Annotated in this window: 10 protein-coding genes; 7 read left to right on the forward strand and 3 right to left on the reverse strand. The window is 44.5% G+C overall.

All coding sequences use genetic code 11. The annotated features are described in order from the left end of the window. The first annotated feature begins 44 nt into the window (after nt 1-44). The 4 genes from FAZ15_RS01775 (at nt 45) to FAZ15_RS01790 (ending at nt 11,354) form a co-directional block, all read left to right on the forward strand. Nucleotides 45-8,780, forward strand: coding sequence for an MBG domain-containing protein (locus FAZ15_RS01775; RefSeq protein WP_136899527.1), 8,736 nt, complete (start codon nt 45-47; stop codon nt 8,778-8,780). Between the two features lie 9 nt (nt 8,781-8,789). Continuing rightward, nucleotides 8,790-9,710: a PorP/SprF family type IX secretion system membrane protein gene (locus FAZ15_RS01780; protein ID WP_136899529.1), complete on the forward strand. Its 921-nt coding sequence runs from the start codon at nt 8,790-8,792 to the stop codon at nt 9,708-9,710. A 203-nt stretch (nt 9,711-9,913) separates the two neighbouring features. Then, the gene (locus tag FAZ15_RS01785; RefSeq protein ID WP_136899531.1) at nt 9,914-10,279 is read left to right on the forward strand and encodes a hypothetical protein; all 366 of its coding nucleotides are present in this window, start codon (nt 9,914-9,916) and stop codon (nt 10,277-10,279) included. A 49-nt stretch (nt 10,280-10,328) separates the two neighbouring features. Beyond that, entirely contained in the window at nt 10,329-11,354 is a 1,026-nt protein-coding gene (locus FAZ15_RS01790) for a TQO small subunit DoxD (protein ID WP_136899533.1), read from the forward strand. A 46-nt stretch (nt 11,355-11,400) separates the two neighbouring features. Here the strand turns inward: FAZ15_RS01790 and FAZ15_RS01795 are convergent, their stop codons facing one another. From FAZ15_RS01795 to FAZ15_RS01805, 3 genes are all read right to left on the reverse strand, one after another. Further along, nucleotides 11,401-13,323, reverse strand: a complete 1,923-nt coding sequence (locus tag FAZ15_RS01795; RefSeq protein ID WP_136899535.1) for a solute symporter family protein — start codon at nt 13,321-13,323, stop codon at nt 11,401-11,403. Continuing rightward, nucleotides 13,320-13,616 (reverse strand): DUF485 domain-containing protein, encoded by a 297-nt coding sequence (locus tag FAZ15_RS01800; RefSeq protein WP_136899537.1) that lies wholly within the window; start codon nt 13,614-13,616, stop codon nt 13,320-13,322. The genes FAZ15_RS01795 and FAZ15_RS01800 overlap by 4 nt, the downstream gene beginning before the upstream one ends. 349 nt (nt 13,617-13,965) lie before the next feature. Continuing rightward, nucleotides 13,966-15,045 (reverse strand): baeRF3 domain-containing protein, encoded by a 1,080-nt coding sequence (locus FAZ15_RS01805; RefSeq protein ID WP_136899539.1) that lies wholly within the window; start codon nt 15,043-15,045, stop codon nt 13,966-13,968. Between the two features lie 259 nt (nt 15,046-15,304). Between FAZ15_RS01805 and FAZ15_RS01810 the strand changes: the two genes are divergently transcribed. The 3 genes from FAZ15_RS01810 (at nt 15,305) to FAZ15_RS01820 (ending at nt 18,540) form a co-directional block, all read left to right on the forward strand. Next, nucleotides 15,305-16,441 (forward strand): metallophosphoesterase family protein, encoded by a 1,137-nt coding sequence (locus tag FAZ15_RS01810; protein WP_136899541.1) that lies wholly within the window; start codon nt 15,305-15,307, stop codon nt 16,439-16,441. Between the two features lie 233 nt (nt 16,442-16,674). Continuing rightward, on the forward strand, nt 16,675-17,295 hold the full coding sequence (locus tag FAZ15_RS01815) for an RNA polymerase sigma factor (RefSeq protein WP_136899543.1): 621 nt from the start codon (nt 16,675-16,677) through the stop codon (nt 17,293-17,295). 171 nt (nt 17,296-17,466) lie between these two features. Further along, on the forward strand, nt 17,467-18,540 hold the full coding sequence (locus FAZ15_RS01820) for a FecR family protein (RefSeq protein WP_136899545.1): 1,074 nt from the start codon (nt 17,467-17,469) through the stop codon (nt 18,538-18,540). The last annotated feature ends 15 nt before the right edge of the window (nt 18,541-18,555 follow it).

Consider the following 18,555-nt stretch of genomic DNA (forward strand, 5'->3'; position numbering starts at 1 on the left):
ATTAGCTACTCCTCCCTGATCTGCTGATCAAAATAATTTAAACTATGAAAAAAATTTTACTTTTAGTTCTTCTGGCGATCACTCACTTTACGGCATCTAGCCAAGTGCAATTTTGGTCTGATGACTTTGAAAATGCCACGGCGCCTTCCAGTGGCACAAGGACACCATCTTACAATGGCGGCTCGGGGGCGACTCCTTATGTCGCTTATTTCTTAAGAACCCAAGGGAATAATATTGATTTATCGTTTGTTTCCGATGGACCTTATTCCAACGTTCAGGGAAGTTGGTTTTGGGCTGGTGAGGATCATGACGCATTTGGACCTGCAGAACAAACGATCGTTTGGAGCGGCATCGATATTTCCGGAAGAAATAACATCAGTTTTCAGGGATTGTTTGCAGCCCAGTCAACGTATGAGGCATGGGAAGGTACAGCTTTTGGTTTTTCACATGACGACTATGTGACAGTGGAATATAGTATTGACGGAGGAACTTACCAAAAATTGATAGATTTCCGGGCTAATGACGGTGCCCGACCTGGTGGGGCAGATGAAATTAATAATCAGCACAAGCAATTGGCGGAAGATACCAATTTTAATGGTATCGGTAATGGCACGGTATTGACCAAAGCCTTTAATGAATTTACCAAAACAATTCCAGGGTCAGGGAGTACGCTTTCCCTACGTTTGAGGGTGTATTCAAATAATTCTTACAATGAAGAATGGGCAATTGATAATTTTAGGTTGTTGGCCACAGCAGCTAATTCTGCACCAGTCGCCACCGCACCCTCAGCGCCTACTGTAAGTGAAGACGCTATCAACGTGGCCTTGGCAAACAATATACAGGTCAATGATGCTGATGGGGACGATCAGACGGTGACCTTTACGGTCACAGGTGGAACTGTCTCTTTGGGAACTACAGGAATTACTTTTGCAGGTGGGGGAAATGGCTCAGCCAACTTTACAGCTTCTGGCACCTTGGCCAATATCAATGCGGCGCTTGATGCGGCGACTTTTACACCAACACCGAATTTATTTGGCACCAATGCAGGTACGATTTCTTTTGTCTCAAATGACGGTACAGCTAATTCGAATACGGCTTCAGTCACTTTCGATATTATTGGTGTGAACGATGATCCTACTTTTGTAGGCATAATAAATTCAATCACCGTAGTAGAAGATGAGTATCCAGCCTACTTGAGAGATGCTCTTTCTTCAGGTATATTTCAAGATATAGATGCGGGATCAAATGATATTTCATTGACCATAGCTACTTCTCAAGGCGCTCTTGCTGTAGCTAATCCAGCTGACTATGGAGTCAGTCAGTCTGGCCATAACACGGCAACGCTTATTCTCACCGGATCGGTAGCCAACATTGAGTCTTTTTTAAATATAAATACCAATGCAGCTCTGATTTTGCCCAATAACCTAAGTGGGCCGAACGCTATAATTATAACCCTCACCGCAAATGACAATGGTCATACTGGAGTCGGTGGTGGAAATAATGTAGTAGTCGGCACTGTCAATGTCAATATTACACCCGTAAACGATGCTCCTACCGATATACTTCTGGATAATAACAGTGTAGCAGAAAACGAACCTGTAGGCATAGTAGTTGGCTTATTTTCCGCTATTGATGTGGACAATGGGGATACATTTACTTACACGTTGGTTCCCGGTTCCGGAGATGGTGGTAATTCGGCGTTCAGTATAGAAGGAAATGAACTCCGTACTGCAGCTGTCTTTGATTTTGATGTACAAAACAGCTATTCGATCCGTGTTCGGGTGACTGACTCCGGGGGATTGGTTCTGGAGCTTCCTTTTAGTATAAGCATTACCGATGTCAATGAAGCGCCAACTGTAGTCAATCCTATTCCGAATCAAACTGCTACAGAGAATATAACATTTAACTTCCAATTCGCTGCCAATACCTTCAATGATATTGATGTCGGGGATGTGTTGACGTATTCAGCCCAATTGTCAGGCGGTGGGTCTTTACCTGCTTGGCTGAGTTTTGATCCAATAAGCCGTACCTTTAGCGGCACTCCGGGAAATGATGATACTGGTTCGATAGCCATAGAAGTTATTGCGAATGATGGAAATGGGGGAGCTGTTTCTGATTCCTTTGAACTCAGCATCCAAGGGGTCAACGATGCTCCGGTCATCTCTGCTCCTTTAACCATTTCTGTGTTCGAAGACGAGCCAGAAGCCTTAACAGGCATCAGCTTCACCGATGTAGATGCAGGCTCAGCTGATGTCCTGGTCACCTTTGAAGTAGGCAGCGGAACCTTAGCTGCAAGCTCCGCAAATGGAGTGACAGTAGGAGGGAACTCATCTAGCCTAACCCTAACAGGACGTGTGGACGCGATCAACAGCTTTTTAGCCAACGGGGAATTGACCTATACCACCAGCCTAAATAATACTGAAGCGGTTACTTTAACCATAGAAATTGACGATCAAGGAAATACTGGTTCTGGAGGAGCTGAATCAGACAATTCCACTGTCAGCTTAGTCGTGACAGCAGTAAATGATGCTCCTGTCAATACTGTGCCAGGCGCCCAGAACGTAGCTCAAAATGAAACGCTCACTTTTAGTGCTGGCAACGGGAATCAAATCTCTGTATCAGACGTGGACTTGGGATCAAATGCAATTGAGATCACGCTCACAGCTTCAAATGGACTAATTTCCTTAGCGAGTACTACTGGCCTAAATTTCACTCAAGGGTCTGGAACCAATGACGGAATTATGACATTTATAGGGTCTTTGGTAGATGTTAACAATGCATTGAATGGACTGACGTATACTCCGACCCCAGGTTTGGTGGGTAGTGCAAGTTTAGAAATCACCAGCAATGACCAAGGATTCTCCGGATCAGGAGGAGCTCAGACTGATACAGATGTGATTTCAATTATTATCAATCCGATCAATCCTGTAGTCACCAGTGTCACCTCAAGCACTGCCAACGGCATCTTTAAAATCGGAGATCAGCTCACGATCTCCGTGAATTTCAGCGAAGCGGTCACCGTAACAGGAGGGACCCCTGAACTGACCCTGTTTACAGGAACAGACCAGGTAGCCAACTACGTGTCCGGCAGCGGTACTGCTGTATTGGAATTCGAATACATCGTAGCCCAAGGAGATTTCTCAACTGATCTGGATTACGTTAGCCCCGAGGCCTTGGATGCCAACGGAGCAGAGATCCAAGGCCTATCCTCTCTGGATGCCGATTTGACCTTGCCGTTACCGGGAAATCCCAATTCCCTTTCAGCAAATAAAAATTTCTTCGTCGATGGGGTAATTCCAATTACCACCACTGTTTCAGTACCTGCAGACGGCCTGTATGCGATAGGTCAGGATTTGGATTTTACCGTGAACTTCTCTGAAGCAGTAGTCCTCAGCGGTTCTCCCCAGATCAGTCTTACTGTAGGGGAAACTAGCCGTCAGGCCAGTTATTTAGCAGGAACCGGTTCAAGTTCCATTGTTTTTAGGTATACAGTCCTTAGCGGTGATCTTGATCTTAACGGGATCGTGGTAGGAGCATTGTCTCTGAGTGGTGGCGCTATTCGTGATGCAGCAGGAAATGAGGCCAATTTGATCCTGAATAACATAGGTAGTACGAGTCAGGTTTTGGTTGACGGGGTAAGACCAACGGTGGTTAGTATGAGTTTGGACAATACCTCCCTAGCGGTGGGAGAAACGGCAACACTTACCCTGGTGTTGAGCGAAAGAATCTCCGGACTTGAACCTGCTGATTTTTCAGTTGATAATGGTAATTTATCCGGGTTGACCTCTTCTGACGGCGGGTTGAGCTGGACAGCAATAGTTACTCCATTGTCCTTTGTCGAGGATGATTCAAATGTGCTATCGCTTAACAATACCGGATATACAGATCTTGCCGGAAATACAGGAGCAGGGACCTCTGAAACTGCTAATTATGAGATTGATACCCAGCGGCCAACTGCATTAGTGAATGTAACGAATCCCCAGTTGACATTGGGTGAAACCACACTTGTCACCATTTCTTTCTCAGAGCCTGTAACAGAAGTATCCCTCGATGATTTTACAGTACAAAATGGAACGCTGTCCGACTTGGAATCTCTGCCTGGTGGTGATCAATGGCAGGCAACCCTAACTCCGGATGCGGATGTACAGGCACCGAATAACCTCATCACCCTTGACAACACCGGTTATCAGGATTTGGCAGGAAATGCCGGAACAGGAGTTTCCAATTCCAATAATTATTCCGTTGACACCCAACTACCCTCCGGCTATTCGGTTTTGATCCTTGCCGACCGAATCAATGGAGTCAACCAGAACAACTTCAGATTCAGGTTACTTGACGGGGAACCGGGATCGGATTATTCGTTCTCGATCAGCAGCAGTGCAGGAGGAACCCCCGTTACCGGAACCGGTGAAGTAACCAGCAGCGATCAGCTCATCAGTGGGATCGTGGTAGAGGATCTTCCCGATGGTGAATTAACCCTGACAGTCACCTTAACAGATGAATCCGGCAATGAAGGAGCACCAGCAAGCGATACGGTGGAGAAACTCTTGCCAGCAACATTGACGATACGGGTTCTTCAGGACGCAGCCGAAGGCGGAGATGACGGACAATTTATAATAGAAACCGACAATACCTTGGCCGCCATCACGGTCCTAGAACTAGAGATTGGGGGCACCGCCACACCAGGAGAAGACTACACTCCGATACCAATAGGTGTTCTTTTATTGGGCAACACGAATTCGGTGTTGATCCCGGTAGAAGTGATCGATGATCTGGATGTAGAAGGGGATGAAACGGTCAGTATTCGACTGGTCAGAACCGACAATTCCCTAGTCACCCTTGGACAGCCAAGGCAGGCTACCCTGACGATAACAGACAATGATGCGCCGAGGCAATTGACGATCACCCCAGATGCCAACCAGCAGAAAGTGTATGGGGATGACGATCCGACGACCTTTAGTTACACCGCCAGCGGATTCGACCCAGGTAATGATGAAACCATCATCCAAGGGTCACTTACCCGTGAAACAGGGGAAAATGCAGGCACCTATTCCTATACCTTAGGAAACCTGGATGCAGGTCCGAACTACGAATTAGTACTTAATCCGGAAGTCTTTACGATTACTCCAGCGACTCTGTCGATCGAAGTAGATGACCTTGAAAAAATATATGGAGCGGAAGATCCCGACTACAGCTATACTGCAACAGGCTTTCAGTTAAATGACACTGAAGCGATCTTAACAGGAACCCTAGCCAGAGCTCCAGGAGAGAATGTTGGAACGTATAACTTTAACCTTAATACGCTGAGTGCGGGAGCCAATTACAATCTGCAGTTGCTCAGCGCCAATCCATTCCAAATTACGCCGGCACAACTGAGACTAATAGCAGAAAATAAGCAGAAAATCTTTGGTACGGCCAATCCAGCCTTGACCTTTGTTTACGATGGCCTAGTGAATGGAGATACACAAATCCAGACTGCGCCAACTCTTGGAACAACGGCCACTGAAACCTCCCCAGCAGGCAATTATTCAATTACCCTAGATGGCGGCTCAGATCCAAACTATTCGATCACACGAGTAGACGGAACCCTGACTATCGGACAAAAAACGGTCACAATCACAGCAGCCAATCAAAGCAAGATATACGGAGCAGCCAATCCAGTATTGACTTTCACGTATACCAATTTACTGGAAGGAGATACCCAAATCCAGATCGAACCAAGCATCTCCACTGAAGCTACCACAGGTTCCAATGTGGGAACTTATGAGATCACACTAAGCGGAGGCTCCGATCCAAACTATGATTTTACACTGGTAAATGGAACCTTGAGTGTTACTCCAGCACCGTTAACGATCACTGCCGATGATCAAAGCAAAGTATACGGAGCGGCCAATCCTGTATTGACAGTTGAATACGATGGACTAGTCAATGGAGATACACAAATTCAGATAGAGCCAAGCATCGCTACCACTGCTACGACTAGCTCTTCGGTGGGAAGCTATCCTATTACGCTGAGCGGTGGCTCAGATCCAAACTATACGATAACACGAGTAAATGGCAACTTGGGTATTACTCCTGCGCCATTAACAATCACAGCAGACGATAAGCAGAAAACCTTTAGCCAAGCTAATCCAACCTTGACCTTTTCCTACGTGGGCCTAGTCAATGGAGACACCCAAGTAGCAGATGAGCCAAGCATCGCCACAACGGCCACTGAAGCCTCTCCGGTAGGAAGCTATCTGATTACACTAAGCGGTGGTTCGGATCCAAACTATGCGATCTCTATATTGAATGGGATGCTGACTGTTATTCCTTCTGATATCACGGGAATCACATTCGATGGTGCGAGTTTTACCTTTGACGGAACAGAGAAATCCATAGAAATAGCAGGTGCACTTCCATCTGGAACTTCTGTAGCCTATACTAATAACAGTAGAACGGATGTTGGAACCCAGGAAGTGACAGCTACAATTACCGGTTCGAACTTTACTACATTGGTATTGACGGCTGACCTGACGGTAACTCCGGCAGACATTACCGGAATCAGTTTTGATGATGCCAGCTTTGTCTTTGACGGAACTACCAAGTCGCTTGCGATTACGGGTACACTGCCGGTAGGGGCCAGCGTTGTATACACGGGCAACAACCGCACGGATGTTGGAACGCAGGAAGTTACAGCTACAATTACCGGTTCGAACTTTACTACATTGGTATTGACAGCTGACCTAACGGTAACTCCGGCAGATATTACGAGCGTTACATTCGAAGATGCAAGCTTTGTGTATGAAGGTACAGCAAAATCGCTTGCGATTACAGGTACACTGCCAGCTGGAACTTCTGTAGCCTATGCTAATAACAGCCGCACGGATGTGGGAACACAGGTGGTAACAGCTACAATCTCTGGCTCGAACTATACTGAACTGGTGCTGACGGCCGATTTAGAGATTACACCGGCTACAATAACAGGTATTACTTTCGAAGACGATACGTTTGTCTACGACGGCACAGCGAAATCGCTTGCCATCAGTGGCACACTACCGGCAGGCGCAAATATAGCTTACACAGATAATAGCAGAACAGATGTGGGAACGCAAGAAGCGACAGTAACTATCACAGGCGCGAATTTTACTACTTTGGTATTGACGGCTGATCTGACGGTTACCCCGGCCACAGTTACAGGAATTACATTTGAAGATAATAGCTTTGTCTATGACAGCACAGCGAAATCGCTTGCGATCACGGGTACACTTCCAGCTGGAACTTCTGTAGCCTATGCTAATAACAGTAGAACGGATGTTGGAACGCAGGAAGTTACAGCTACAATTACCGGTTCGAACTTTACTACATTAGTATCGACGGCTGACCTGACGGTTACCCCGGCAGACATTACGGGAATCAGTTTTGATGATGCCAGCTTTGTGTATGACGGCACAGCGAAATCGCTTGCGATCAATGGTACATTACCGGCAGGGGCGAATGTAGCTTACAGCAATAACAGCCGCACGGATGTGGGAACACAGGTGGTAACAGCTACAATCTCTGGCTCGAACTATACTGAACTGGTGCTGACGGCCGATTTGGAGATTACACCGGCTACAATAACAGGTATTACTTTCGAAGACGATACGTTTGTCTACGACGGTACAGCTAAATCACTTGCCATCACGGGTACACTGCCGGTAGGTGCCAGCGTTGTATACACGGGCAACAACCGCACGGATGTTGGAACGCAGGAAGTGACAGCAACAATTACCGGGTCGAACTTTACTACATTGGTATTGACGGCTGACCTGACGGTAACTCCGGCAGATATTACGAGCATTACATTCGAAGATGCAAGCTTTGTGTATGATGGCACGGCGAAGTCGCTTGCGATCAATGGTACATTACCGGCAGGGGCGAATGTAGCTTACACGGACAATAGCCGCACGGATGTGGGAACACAGGTGGTAACAGCTACAATCTCTGGCTCGAACTATACTGAACTGGTGCTGACGGCCGATTTGGAGATTACACCGGCTACAATAACAGGTATTACTTTCGAAGACGATACGTTTGTCTACGACGGCACAGCGAAATCACTTGCCATCACGGGAACACTGCCTGCAGGAACAACGGTAAGTTATACGGACAATACACATACCAATGCTGGCACGTACAACATTATGGCGAATATTGAAGGTGGCAACAACTATAACGACTTGAGTCTGACAGCCAATCTGACGATTCATAAAGCACCTCAGAGCATAAGGTTCAATTCTCCTGGAGTATTATCCCGCGATGCAGGAACAATTGCCCTGGATGTGTACGCCAGCAGTGATTTACCTGTAAACTTATCCGTAGATGACGCCTTCATCGCCACGGTATCAGGTACGGACTTAATGGTGCACCGTTTAGGAACAGTGCGGGTATCAGCAACACAGCCCGGGAATGCTAACTATGAGGCAGCAGAGCCGGTGTACATGGATATCAAGATCGCTAACGACGCGTCAGCAAAAGTTCCGATCCGTGTGCACCAAGCCGTATCACCAAATGGCGATGGTATAAATGAGTTCCTGATGATCGAGGGGATCGGAGATTACCCAGACAACAGGGTGACCATATTCGATAAATCGGGCCGAGTGCTCGCTGAGATCGAGGGATACAACAACCGTGACAAGGTATTCACGGGACAGTATGTAATCGATGGAACGTATTATTATTACCTAGATCTATTGGATGATGGCACGTGGAAGCGCGAAAAAGGTTTCTTTGTCGTAAAACGCTCTAGCGGTAACTAAGCTTTAATTATGAACTTATTGAGATTAAATAGAATGGGAACATTAAAAATAAATATCGGATCGTTGATTATAGTACTTACACTTCTTGTACCCGGAGTCGTCCGGGCACAGCATGGTGTGAGCTACAACCAGTTTGGACAGTTGCGAAACAGCTTCAATTCTTCGTTGAGTACAATGGATGAGCGGGGAAGTGTCTCTGTATTGGGTCGCAGCCAATGGTTGGGGGTAGACGGTGCGCCAAAGTCGCTATGGGCGACAGGAAATATCGGTTTACAGCGTATAGGTGCTTCCGTTGGCTTTGACATCAAGCACGCAGCCATTGGTGTGGTCAAGGAAAGTGAATTTAGTGCCTATTTCGCAAAATCGGTGCGTTTGTCTGAAAACGAATACCTTAGCTTGTCGATGGGTGGTGGGCTATTGTATTTTCAGGGAAATTATAATAGCCTGGATGGTACGGATCCTTCGTTCCGTGATAACATACAAGAGACGGCCGGTATATTAAGTATCAGTACTTCTTACTACAGTAAAGAACGGTACTATGTCGGTGTCTCCGTGCCGCGTTTTTCGCTTAACCGACGTGAAGACCGCGAATATGAGTTTGGAAACGTCTACTATATCACCGGTGGTGCTTTATTCCGCCTAGATGACATGTTCCATTTCCGGCCATCTTTTTTGGTGAGCCATATGGATGATCAGACACCTAGGTATGATGTGAGTGCGTTGTTTTTTATGGCCCGGAAGTTAGGACTGGGTATCGGGGTACAGAATCAAGGTGACCTCTCGGCGTTGTTACAACTGAACTTTGGTGATTTCGGTATAGGATACAGCTATCAGTTTAGTCCCAATACCGGTACGTTAAATCAACGTATCTCGAATAATACGCATGAAGTCGGGTTGCGTTACCGTGTTGGAGGGATCGGACTATTGTAATCACAACGATTATCGCGGATAAGCTATGCTATAAAAACGATATGCTTGTGAATTAATATATAAGTGTACTCGAATGGTGTTTGGCTTATTCATACTGTCACTTTGCCGATACGTGAGCAGATAGCCGTCATTTTCGAAGCGGATTTTTGTATATTGTCGTTTTTATTCGCACATCAATATATTCTTGTTGCATAAAAATGAACATGGCAAAGGAAATACAGACAATAAGAACGATTCTACTACTTATGGTGGTCGTATTTTCATTGTTGCCATGTTCGAATAAAGCCAGTGTTCTATCTCTTATCGACATTGATTACGAGAAGCCACTTAATCGTGTAAAGACTACGCGTCACCTAACGGGCTGTTTTAATACATTAGAGGTTACAAAAATGACATGTAGCCCATATAAGATCAAAAGTGATCATGGTATTGCAGTCGTAAGTACCGGTCACCAGAGGTTGTATTGCTACAATAACCATATTTTTTCGTCTAATTTTGGCGCAAGCCATCAGGCCAACGCCCCTCCGAAATATATTTTGTATAAACGCTTAAAAATTGCGGTGGTATAATTACTGATTTCACCAACATATTTTGTAATCGTTAACACAATAGAATTTCATGAAAAATACAACATTTTCTCATCAGCCTTATTTGGCTGGTTTATTCACTTTGTCCTTACGCTGGGTCGTAGGTTGGACATATTTTTCTGCATTTTGGCGCAGGTTGATCTTAGATAATAAATTAATCCCCGAAGAGGCTGGCTACATCGGCGAAAAGTTTAATCATTTTTTACCTAATGCTTTAGGTATTAAGCCGATAATTGAATATTTGGTTACACATCCCGATATCTTGGCGATCGCAATGATTGTTTTTACCATCGTCGAAGCTGTAGTGGGACTTTTACTCATGTTGGGACTTTTTACAAGACTGATGAGCATAGGGGTGTTTGCCCTAGCGATGGGTATACTCCTGGCGGCAGGTTGGTTGGGTACGACCTGTCTGGATGAGTGGCAAATCGGTATTTTAGGACTTGCTTCAGGCTTTACATTATTCTTTACAGGAAGCAGCGCTTATGCTCTGGATGATGTTTTCATCAAAAGGAAACTAAATTTTACAACTAAAAAATGGTTTCCGTGGCTTGGATCAGGAAACTTTCCCGTCAAAAATGTGAAGTTTCCAGTATTGGTGGGGTCGATAGCTATCTTCGCGCTATCACTTTTCACTAACCAGTATTTTCATGGTGGTGTTTGGGGGAGGTTGCATAATAAATCCGTGAAACCTAAATTGGAAATTTCTGCAACGTCTTTGAAAAATGACCGTTTGCAGTTTGATGTATATCGTGTGGAAGGAGCCGATGTATATGGTTCATTTTTAATTGGTATTCACCTGTTGGATCAACACCGTAAAATTATCCAGTCCTACGATTCAAGCGATTTTTTGAATCTGAGCAATGCGGCGATCCAAAATCAATATATCGCAAAAGTAAAGCCCGCAGCGCATAGCATGGTTATTCCGCTCGGTGCGAAAGCAACTATAATGCTTCCTGTAGCGGATGTGAAGATCAAGGCGGATGAAAAATATAGCATTAAGCTGATTGACATCAGTGGATTGGAATGGGAATCTAGTGTATTGATGGTTCGATAAACAAGGGGTCTTCAATGTTAGACAGGCATTGAAGACCCCTATTAATTTAGCCAGTTATCACACCAACATCTTTTTGTCGTTTTGGGTATAATATAGAAAACACATAGACGGTCAAGACAGCAAGTGGAAACGAGATCAAGGCTGGATTTTCCAGTTGATGTATTGCATTTGTAGGGTCTAATCCGTATCGATCCCACATGGTGGGAGAGGTAAGAATAATGGCTAAAGAGGCTGTTATTCCCACGATGATAGAGGCCGCTATTCCGGTTTCTGAAGTTCTTTTCCAAAAAAGTAAGAATAGGATGGCTGGCAAATTGGCCGATGCTGCGATCGCGAAAGCCCAACCGACCAAAAAAGAAACATTAATCCCTTTGAACGCCATCCCCAGAAGAATCGCGAAAATACCGACAGCGAAAGCTGCAATTTTTCCGACTTTTACTTTTTTGTCATCACTCAGATTTCGCTTGAGGTAGACATCAATAAAATCATGTGCAATAGCCCCAGAGGATGCGACAATCAAACCTGCTACAGTGCCGAGTACGGTTGCGAAAGCTACAGCGGATATAATGGAGAACAAAGCCGCACCAAATGCCCGTGCCAAGAGTGGAGCGGACATATTGCTAGATTCCACATCTAAGACGCCGTTAACGGCAGCTCCTAGCCCCATAAACAAGGTAAGGATATAAAAGCCTCCGATGGCTGCAATAGCCAAAATAGTGGACTTACGCGCATCACGCGGTGTTTTGACGGTGTAGTAACGAATCAGGATGTGCGGCAGGGCAGCGGTACCCAAAAATAGGGCTAACATCAGCGAAATAAAATCCAGTTTGCTCCATAGATTTGCGTCGCGACCGATTTTGTATTTGAGTCCGGGGAGCATAAATTTTTCGCCCGCGGTTGTTTGTGGATAATATAGTGATACCTGATCACCTCCGTCGGCAAACTTCACCTGAAGGAATCGGACGACTTCGCTCTCTTGCAATGTAGAAAGAAATTCAAAAGGGCCGAGTGGTCCCGTTTTATCCACCTCTTGCCCATTCACCACAATTTTACTCATATGTCCTACTTGGTAGAAACGCCGTTTCTCCCGAGCTTCTCCGTTGTACAGCTGTTGCCCATTGGCAAGTTGTGTCACGGTTAAGGTTTCCTTGAGCAAGGGTTTGTTAGCGTCCTGTGTGAAATCGAACCATCTTTCAACCCCATTTTGTGAAAGTTTTACAAACGTTTTGTTGCCAACAGCTTGCTGGGTGACAAGCTCCCAACCGGCGACATTGGCCACCTTGCCATCCTCCACCTGAGGCGTCAGTTCCATAAAATTATGGTATTTTTCTCCTTTAAAATCAGGGGTTAGTGTCAACCCATTTTTTAAGATAAAAAAGGTAAGTACTAGGGAGAGAATAATCAGTAGACCACCTTTTAGAAACTGGACATAGGTTGTCGAAGCCATGCCTGCACTCGCAACAATGACGATAACTATTGCCCCGACAAGTATCACACCGGCCCAATGTGGCAATCCGAGCAGTGGCATAACCAGATCGCCGGCACCCACCATTTGGGGGATAAGATAGAATACGGATATGATCAGCGTGCTGACCGATGCAGACAAGGTAATCGCCCTGGAATTAAATTTTGCATTTAGTGCGTCGGTAAAAGTGAATTTTCCTAGGCGCTTGAAGGGCTCGGCAATGAGGAACAGGGCTACAATCCAACCCGCCAGAAAACCAATGGCGTATAGAAAACCGTCAAACCCTGATACTGCAATCATACCACATATACCCAGAAAAGATGCTGCCGATAGATAATCGCCTGCAAAGGCAATTCCATTGACGGCCCAATGGATATTCCCGCCTGCTGCGTAATAGGATGAGGATGAACTGGTCTTTCTTCCAAAATAAAAGGAAAGCCCAATAACTAACCCGACAAAAACACAGAAAAATGATAAGGCAGTGTATGAAATATCGTAAATCATGCCTTTCCTCCTTTTTCAATTTCTTCCGCCTGGGTAACCTCGTCCTCGTATCTACTGCAGTAGTAATTGTATACAATTCCTAAAATGACAGCAAATAAGATTAGACCTATTCCGTACGCTAAAGCTAAATTGAGACCACCGAGTACGGGAATAGATAACAGCTCATACTGGAATACGCCGATGGCAACAAAACCCGCATAGCAGAATAGGTAAATAAAAAATAAACGTATACCCAAGGTAGACTTTCGTTTGGTGAGGCTTTCTTTTTCTTCGTGTGTATTATTAACGTGCATAACAAATGTTTGGAAAGGTTTATAAAGTTGGAATCAACAGCATATTAACCTATACGCTGGATCCGTTTACAATAATAACCAAAAATGGAATAAGTTTGTCTATAATTGTATAAAAAGCAAATCTTTGTGAGATTTATTCAGCAGTCTTTTTATTTTGTTATGGATTGAAGCTGATAAACGATCAATATGATGCGTTGGCAGAGGGGAAATAACTTATCGAAGTTGGGTTAGCGGATTACAATCACTATTTTGGATAATAAGTTGGGTGCGAAAATTGCAAGTGTTAAGAAAGTAAAATAGGGCGTCTTTTTCGGACGCCCTATCTGATATGTCAGAACCCGTGGTGGGTTTAATATCTTACTTTCAATACGATTTCACCCAGTTCTTTGATGTCATCCTGACCGGTAAAAATGACTCTACCTTTTCGTGAGATCACTGCCCAGGCGATAGTATTCGATATATCGTCGATCGCATCAGGTTGCGTGGCATCTTCAATCAGATCGAATGTTCGTTCATCGTTCATGTGTACGGCTTGGGAAAAGTCTTTATGTACTATTAGCAGGTCAGCACGCCCGTCAATTGCCGCCTGATAAATTTCCTGCAGATCGGTGAGCACGTTGCCCTGGGATACAGCTTCTTTCATCTCCCCGATGGCTTTTGTTCTTCGCTGTATCTGTAGTTCATTGATGATCTGCCATGACTGTTCAACGACCTGATGAGGAGCGGTGTTATTATAATCTATGGCTGCATATCCGAGATAAATAGCAGGCTTGTCGGCTACTTGTTGTAATCGACTATAATTATCTTCCGTACAAATTACCACGCAGGGAAGGCCAGTTTCATTATGAACTTGCAATAAGGCTTTATCGATCTTATTTAAATATTCCCGTACCAAATTGTCAACATGTTTACCATCACTTCCCCGTTCCGCATTTGTCACGTAGTGTTGGTTTTCCGAAAACGGAAAATCATCATTAGTGATTTCTTGGATAATTGCATCGTTAATAGCTTCGTAAAGCTGTACACCGCTTTGAGAAAGAACCGTTAGCAAATAGTGCTCGCTTCGGTTGTAAGATTTGATGAGTGGACGTACAGCAAATGTATTGGATATGTGCACGCCTTCATTGGTAGCCGGCCATGCTGATTTTATGATTTCCTCGGTGTCGTTGGATAAGAAAATATGCAAACTGTCTAAATTGTAATTGACATCGATCTTCGAGGCAATATGTTGTATTCTTTCCAACAATGGCGCTGTTGGTCGTTTGCCGAATTCTGCTATTACTCTGTCCTCAGCCTCTTTTAGGTAGTTTTTAAGTACAAGTTCATCTTTTACATTGGCGGGGTGTGTACGATGCGTGTTTAATGTAATGGTGACACAGGGAGCATTTTTTTCGTTTGCTAGCTTTTCTAGTTGTTCTATTAAAATCATATGTAAAAAGGGATTTAAAGATTTGTTAACTACTTGTATATCTCCTAATATACAAAAATTTAGCCAATAATCGATTTTAAAAGTGGTAATATTATATAGTATACTAAATATACTTGCGTCGAGGTGACAACAGTTCGAAGCAGAGTAAAATAGGATAAAGAGACTGGGCGAGCAAATGGGTATTGGTAGTATATAGGTTATGAAAACAATTTATCTAAAATTGACGTTGCCTTCATAGTTAATTTTGTAAGTTTGAGATATGATGGATCATAAATACGACACAGCAGTACAAATTAAAGATTTGCCTACGGACGCGCCAGCATTCAGACCTCTACCTCAGCCTCGCTGGCCTTACCCGTACCGTTTGGATATAGCGGCCGTTCTCGGGAAAGATGCGGAACTTTTGCAAGAAAAGATGAGTTTCCATATGTTGGGTGACACGGGTAGTTTGCGTCATTCGGACTTTCAATCTTTGGTTGCTAATACGCTAAATGATCAAAGTAATAAAATCTTGACCGAGAATAAGTCACCTGCTTTCTTATATCATTTGGGGGATATTGTCTACAATCACGGCGAAGCCAGTGCCTACCCGAAGCAGTTTTTGCAGCCCTATGAAAACTATGAAGCACCTATATTTGCCATCCCGGGCAATCACGATGGGGATGTCAATCCGGAAAGCGCTATATCATACAACAGTTTGGAGCCATTTATGGAAGTTTTCTGCGGAGCGGAAAGACGGACGATTGAATTTGGAGAGGGGAGCAAAAGGCAGAGTATGATGCAACCCAATGTATATTGGACATTGGAAACGCCATTGGCCCGGTTTATCGGTTTATATAGCAATATCCCGAAACACGGTTGGATCGGAGAAGAGCAACGGGAATGGTTTATAGAAGAACTTCGCTATGCAAAACAGCATGCAGCGGAGCAGGCCATTATGGTATGTATACATCATGCACCTTTTTCAGCGGATACGAACCACGGCTCGAGTAAACCCATGATTGATTTCTTGGAAGAAGCTTTTATTGCGGCGGATATGAAACCAGATGCAGTGTTCAGCGGACATGTGCACAATTACCAACGCTTTTCGAGGATATATACAGACGGAGCTACGGTTCCTTTCGTTGTAGCAGGAGCTGGTGGCTATTCGATCCTACATAGCGTGGCGGAGATAGATGATCCTTGGTTTGAGACATTGCAAGTCGAAAATGGAGCGGTGAGACTGGAAGCCTTTTGTGAGGATCGCTATGGCTTTCTGAAGATGGCGGTGGAGAAAACCCGGGCGGGCTTGACATTATTTGGTGAATACTATACGATTCCGCAGGATGCAATAGGAAAGGAGAAGGTTGAACCTGAGTTGTTCGAACGTTTTGAGTTTCCGTTATCACGTCCGTGATCTCGTTGTCATCGTGATAGTAACATCGTCGTCATCGCAAACCTGAGGTACGAAGGTGTGGAGATCTTAATAGTTTGTAAATGAAAGACTGCCACGTCGTACCTCCTCGCAGTGACGTGTAATTATTAATGTCATCGCGTAGTTGGGACACTATCCTTAACAATTTCATAACACAATGGAAATAGTACTGTTACTCCTTTTTGGATAATTTTGTCTCATTCTCCGAGAACAAAATGGATACATTGCGGATTGACGTTATAAAAAGAGACAAGGAACAACTGGATGTTGAACAGATGGCGTTGGATGATGTATCAGCCTTCAATAGATTGTATGCGAAATATCACAAACCTGTCCATGCAAATATTCTGAAACTGGTTAAATGTCCTGAACAAGCTACGGAGGTGTTGCAAGACGTATTCCTCGCGCTGTGGCAAAACAGATTTAAGATTAATCCAAACCAACCTGTTGGCGGATGGCTATTCGTGGTAAGCCACAATAAATCGCTCAATGTGCTACGCCGCAGGTTAAAAGAATCGATTGAATATATGGCGGAGTATCCGGCAGACCTCGTGGCTACCGAGGAAAACAGCCGAGAGAAGGAAGAGGTTTTTCAATTGCAGATGCAATTGCTGGAAGAGGCAGTGGATATACTACCTGCGCGTAAGCGGGAGGTGTTTAGGCTTTGCCGCTACGAGGGACGATCCAAAGAGGACGTAGCCGATCTATTGGGTATTAGCACCCAATCGGTGAGTGATTACCTAAAACAGGCGAATAAAGCCATTAAAGAATATGTACTTGATCGCTACCCGGGTTATGTGAGCAATATCTTATTATTTGTAACACTCTATTTCTGACGTGTATAGTTTATTCATCATTGTTTACTTCTAGTACAATTAATGCGCCCACTCCGCTCGTTAATACCCTTTTTCTGGGAGCGTTTTCTAAATAATTACATTACATTTTGTTAATATTTTCTTAATGCAAATAGGCATCCCCTTTATGCCTTACCCGTGTATTTACTATTGATGAAGGCACGAATTAGAAAATATATAGAACAGTTTTGGAAGGGATCCTTAAATGAAGATGAGCAAAGGCGTCTGCTTGCGGATTTGATGGAACAGGAGGAAAAGTTGAAAACTGAATTGCAGGAGGAATTTGAGCAAGGTACAATCGGAAATGATGAATTGTTGACGGAAGAAAGGTATGCGGAGATCCTGACGCAGGTACATCAAAAAATGGGGGTGGTGAGGTCGTTGCCAAAATCGCGGATTGCCTTCCGACAATGGGCCGCTGCCGCCGCAGTGTTCATATGCCTAGGATTAGGGACCTATTGGTTTCTCTTTCATAATACGGCCCCAACTGATCCGATCGACAACGGAATGTATGCTGCAATGGATACGATGCATATCATCAATAACGAACCGGTTGAAAAAAAAGCCATGTTACCGGATGGATCTATATTGATACTTTCTCCGAAAAGCGAACTGTCTTATAACTCCGGGTATGGTATACGCAATCGCGTGCTTACGCTCTCAGGTAAAGCACGTTTTCAGGTAGTAAGGGATACCTTACGGCCGTTTGTCGTGTTGGCAAGTGGTTATACCACTACGGCCCTGGGTACTGAATTTACGGTCGATACACAGTCGGAGGAGATGGTTAAAGTACTGCTACTTTCCGGAAAGATTGTCGTGAAGGCAACACCAGCTAGTGCGGTAGCCATGGAAGACCAATATATGGAACCGGGTGAGGAGCTTCATATCGACGTGAAAGATCGTTCCGTTGAACGGAAAGCGATGGTACAAAAAGCTGTTCTCCCTTCTATGCATGCTAACAGGGTATTGCCTCCACAGAAGCAGTTGCCAACGGCATTACATTTTGAAGATACTCCACTAGAAGAGGTTTTTGAGTCCATAGCGAAACATAAGAACGAAGCAATCAAGATCGGAAAGATAAAACTGGAAGGACTATCGTTTACAGGTGATTTTTCATCAGAGGAATCGATACAGGTCATGTTGCAGATTGTCTGCCAAATGAATGGGCTAATTTACCGAGAAGATGGAAGTACAATTTGGATCGAGCAGAGCGGTACGACCAAATAGATAGGATAAAAATAA

The sequence above is a fragment of the Sphingobacterium olei genome, from assembly GCF_005048855.1.
Classification (GTDB): Bacteria; Bacteroidota; Bacteroidia; order Sphingobacteriales; family Sphingobacteriaceae; genus Sphingobacterium; species Sphingobacterium olei.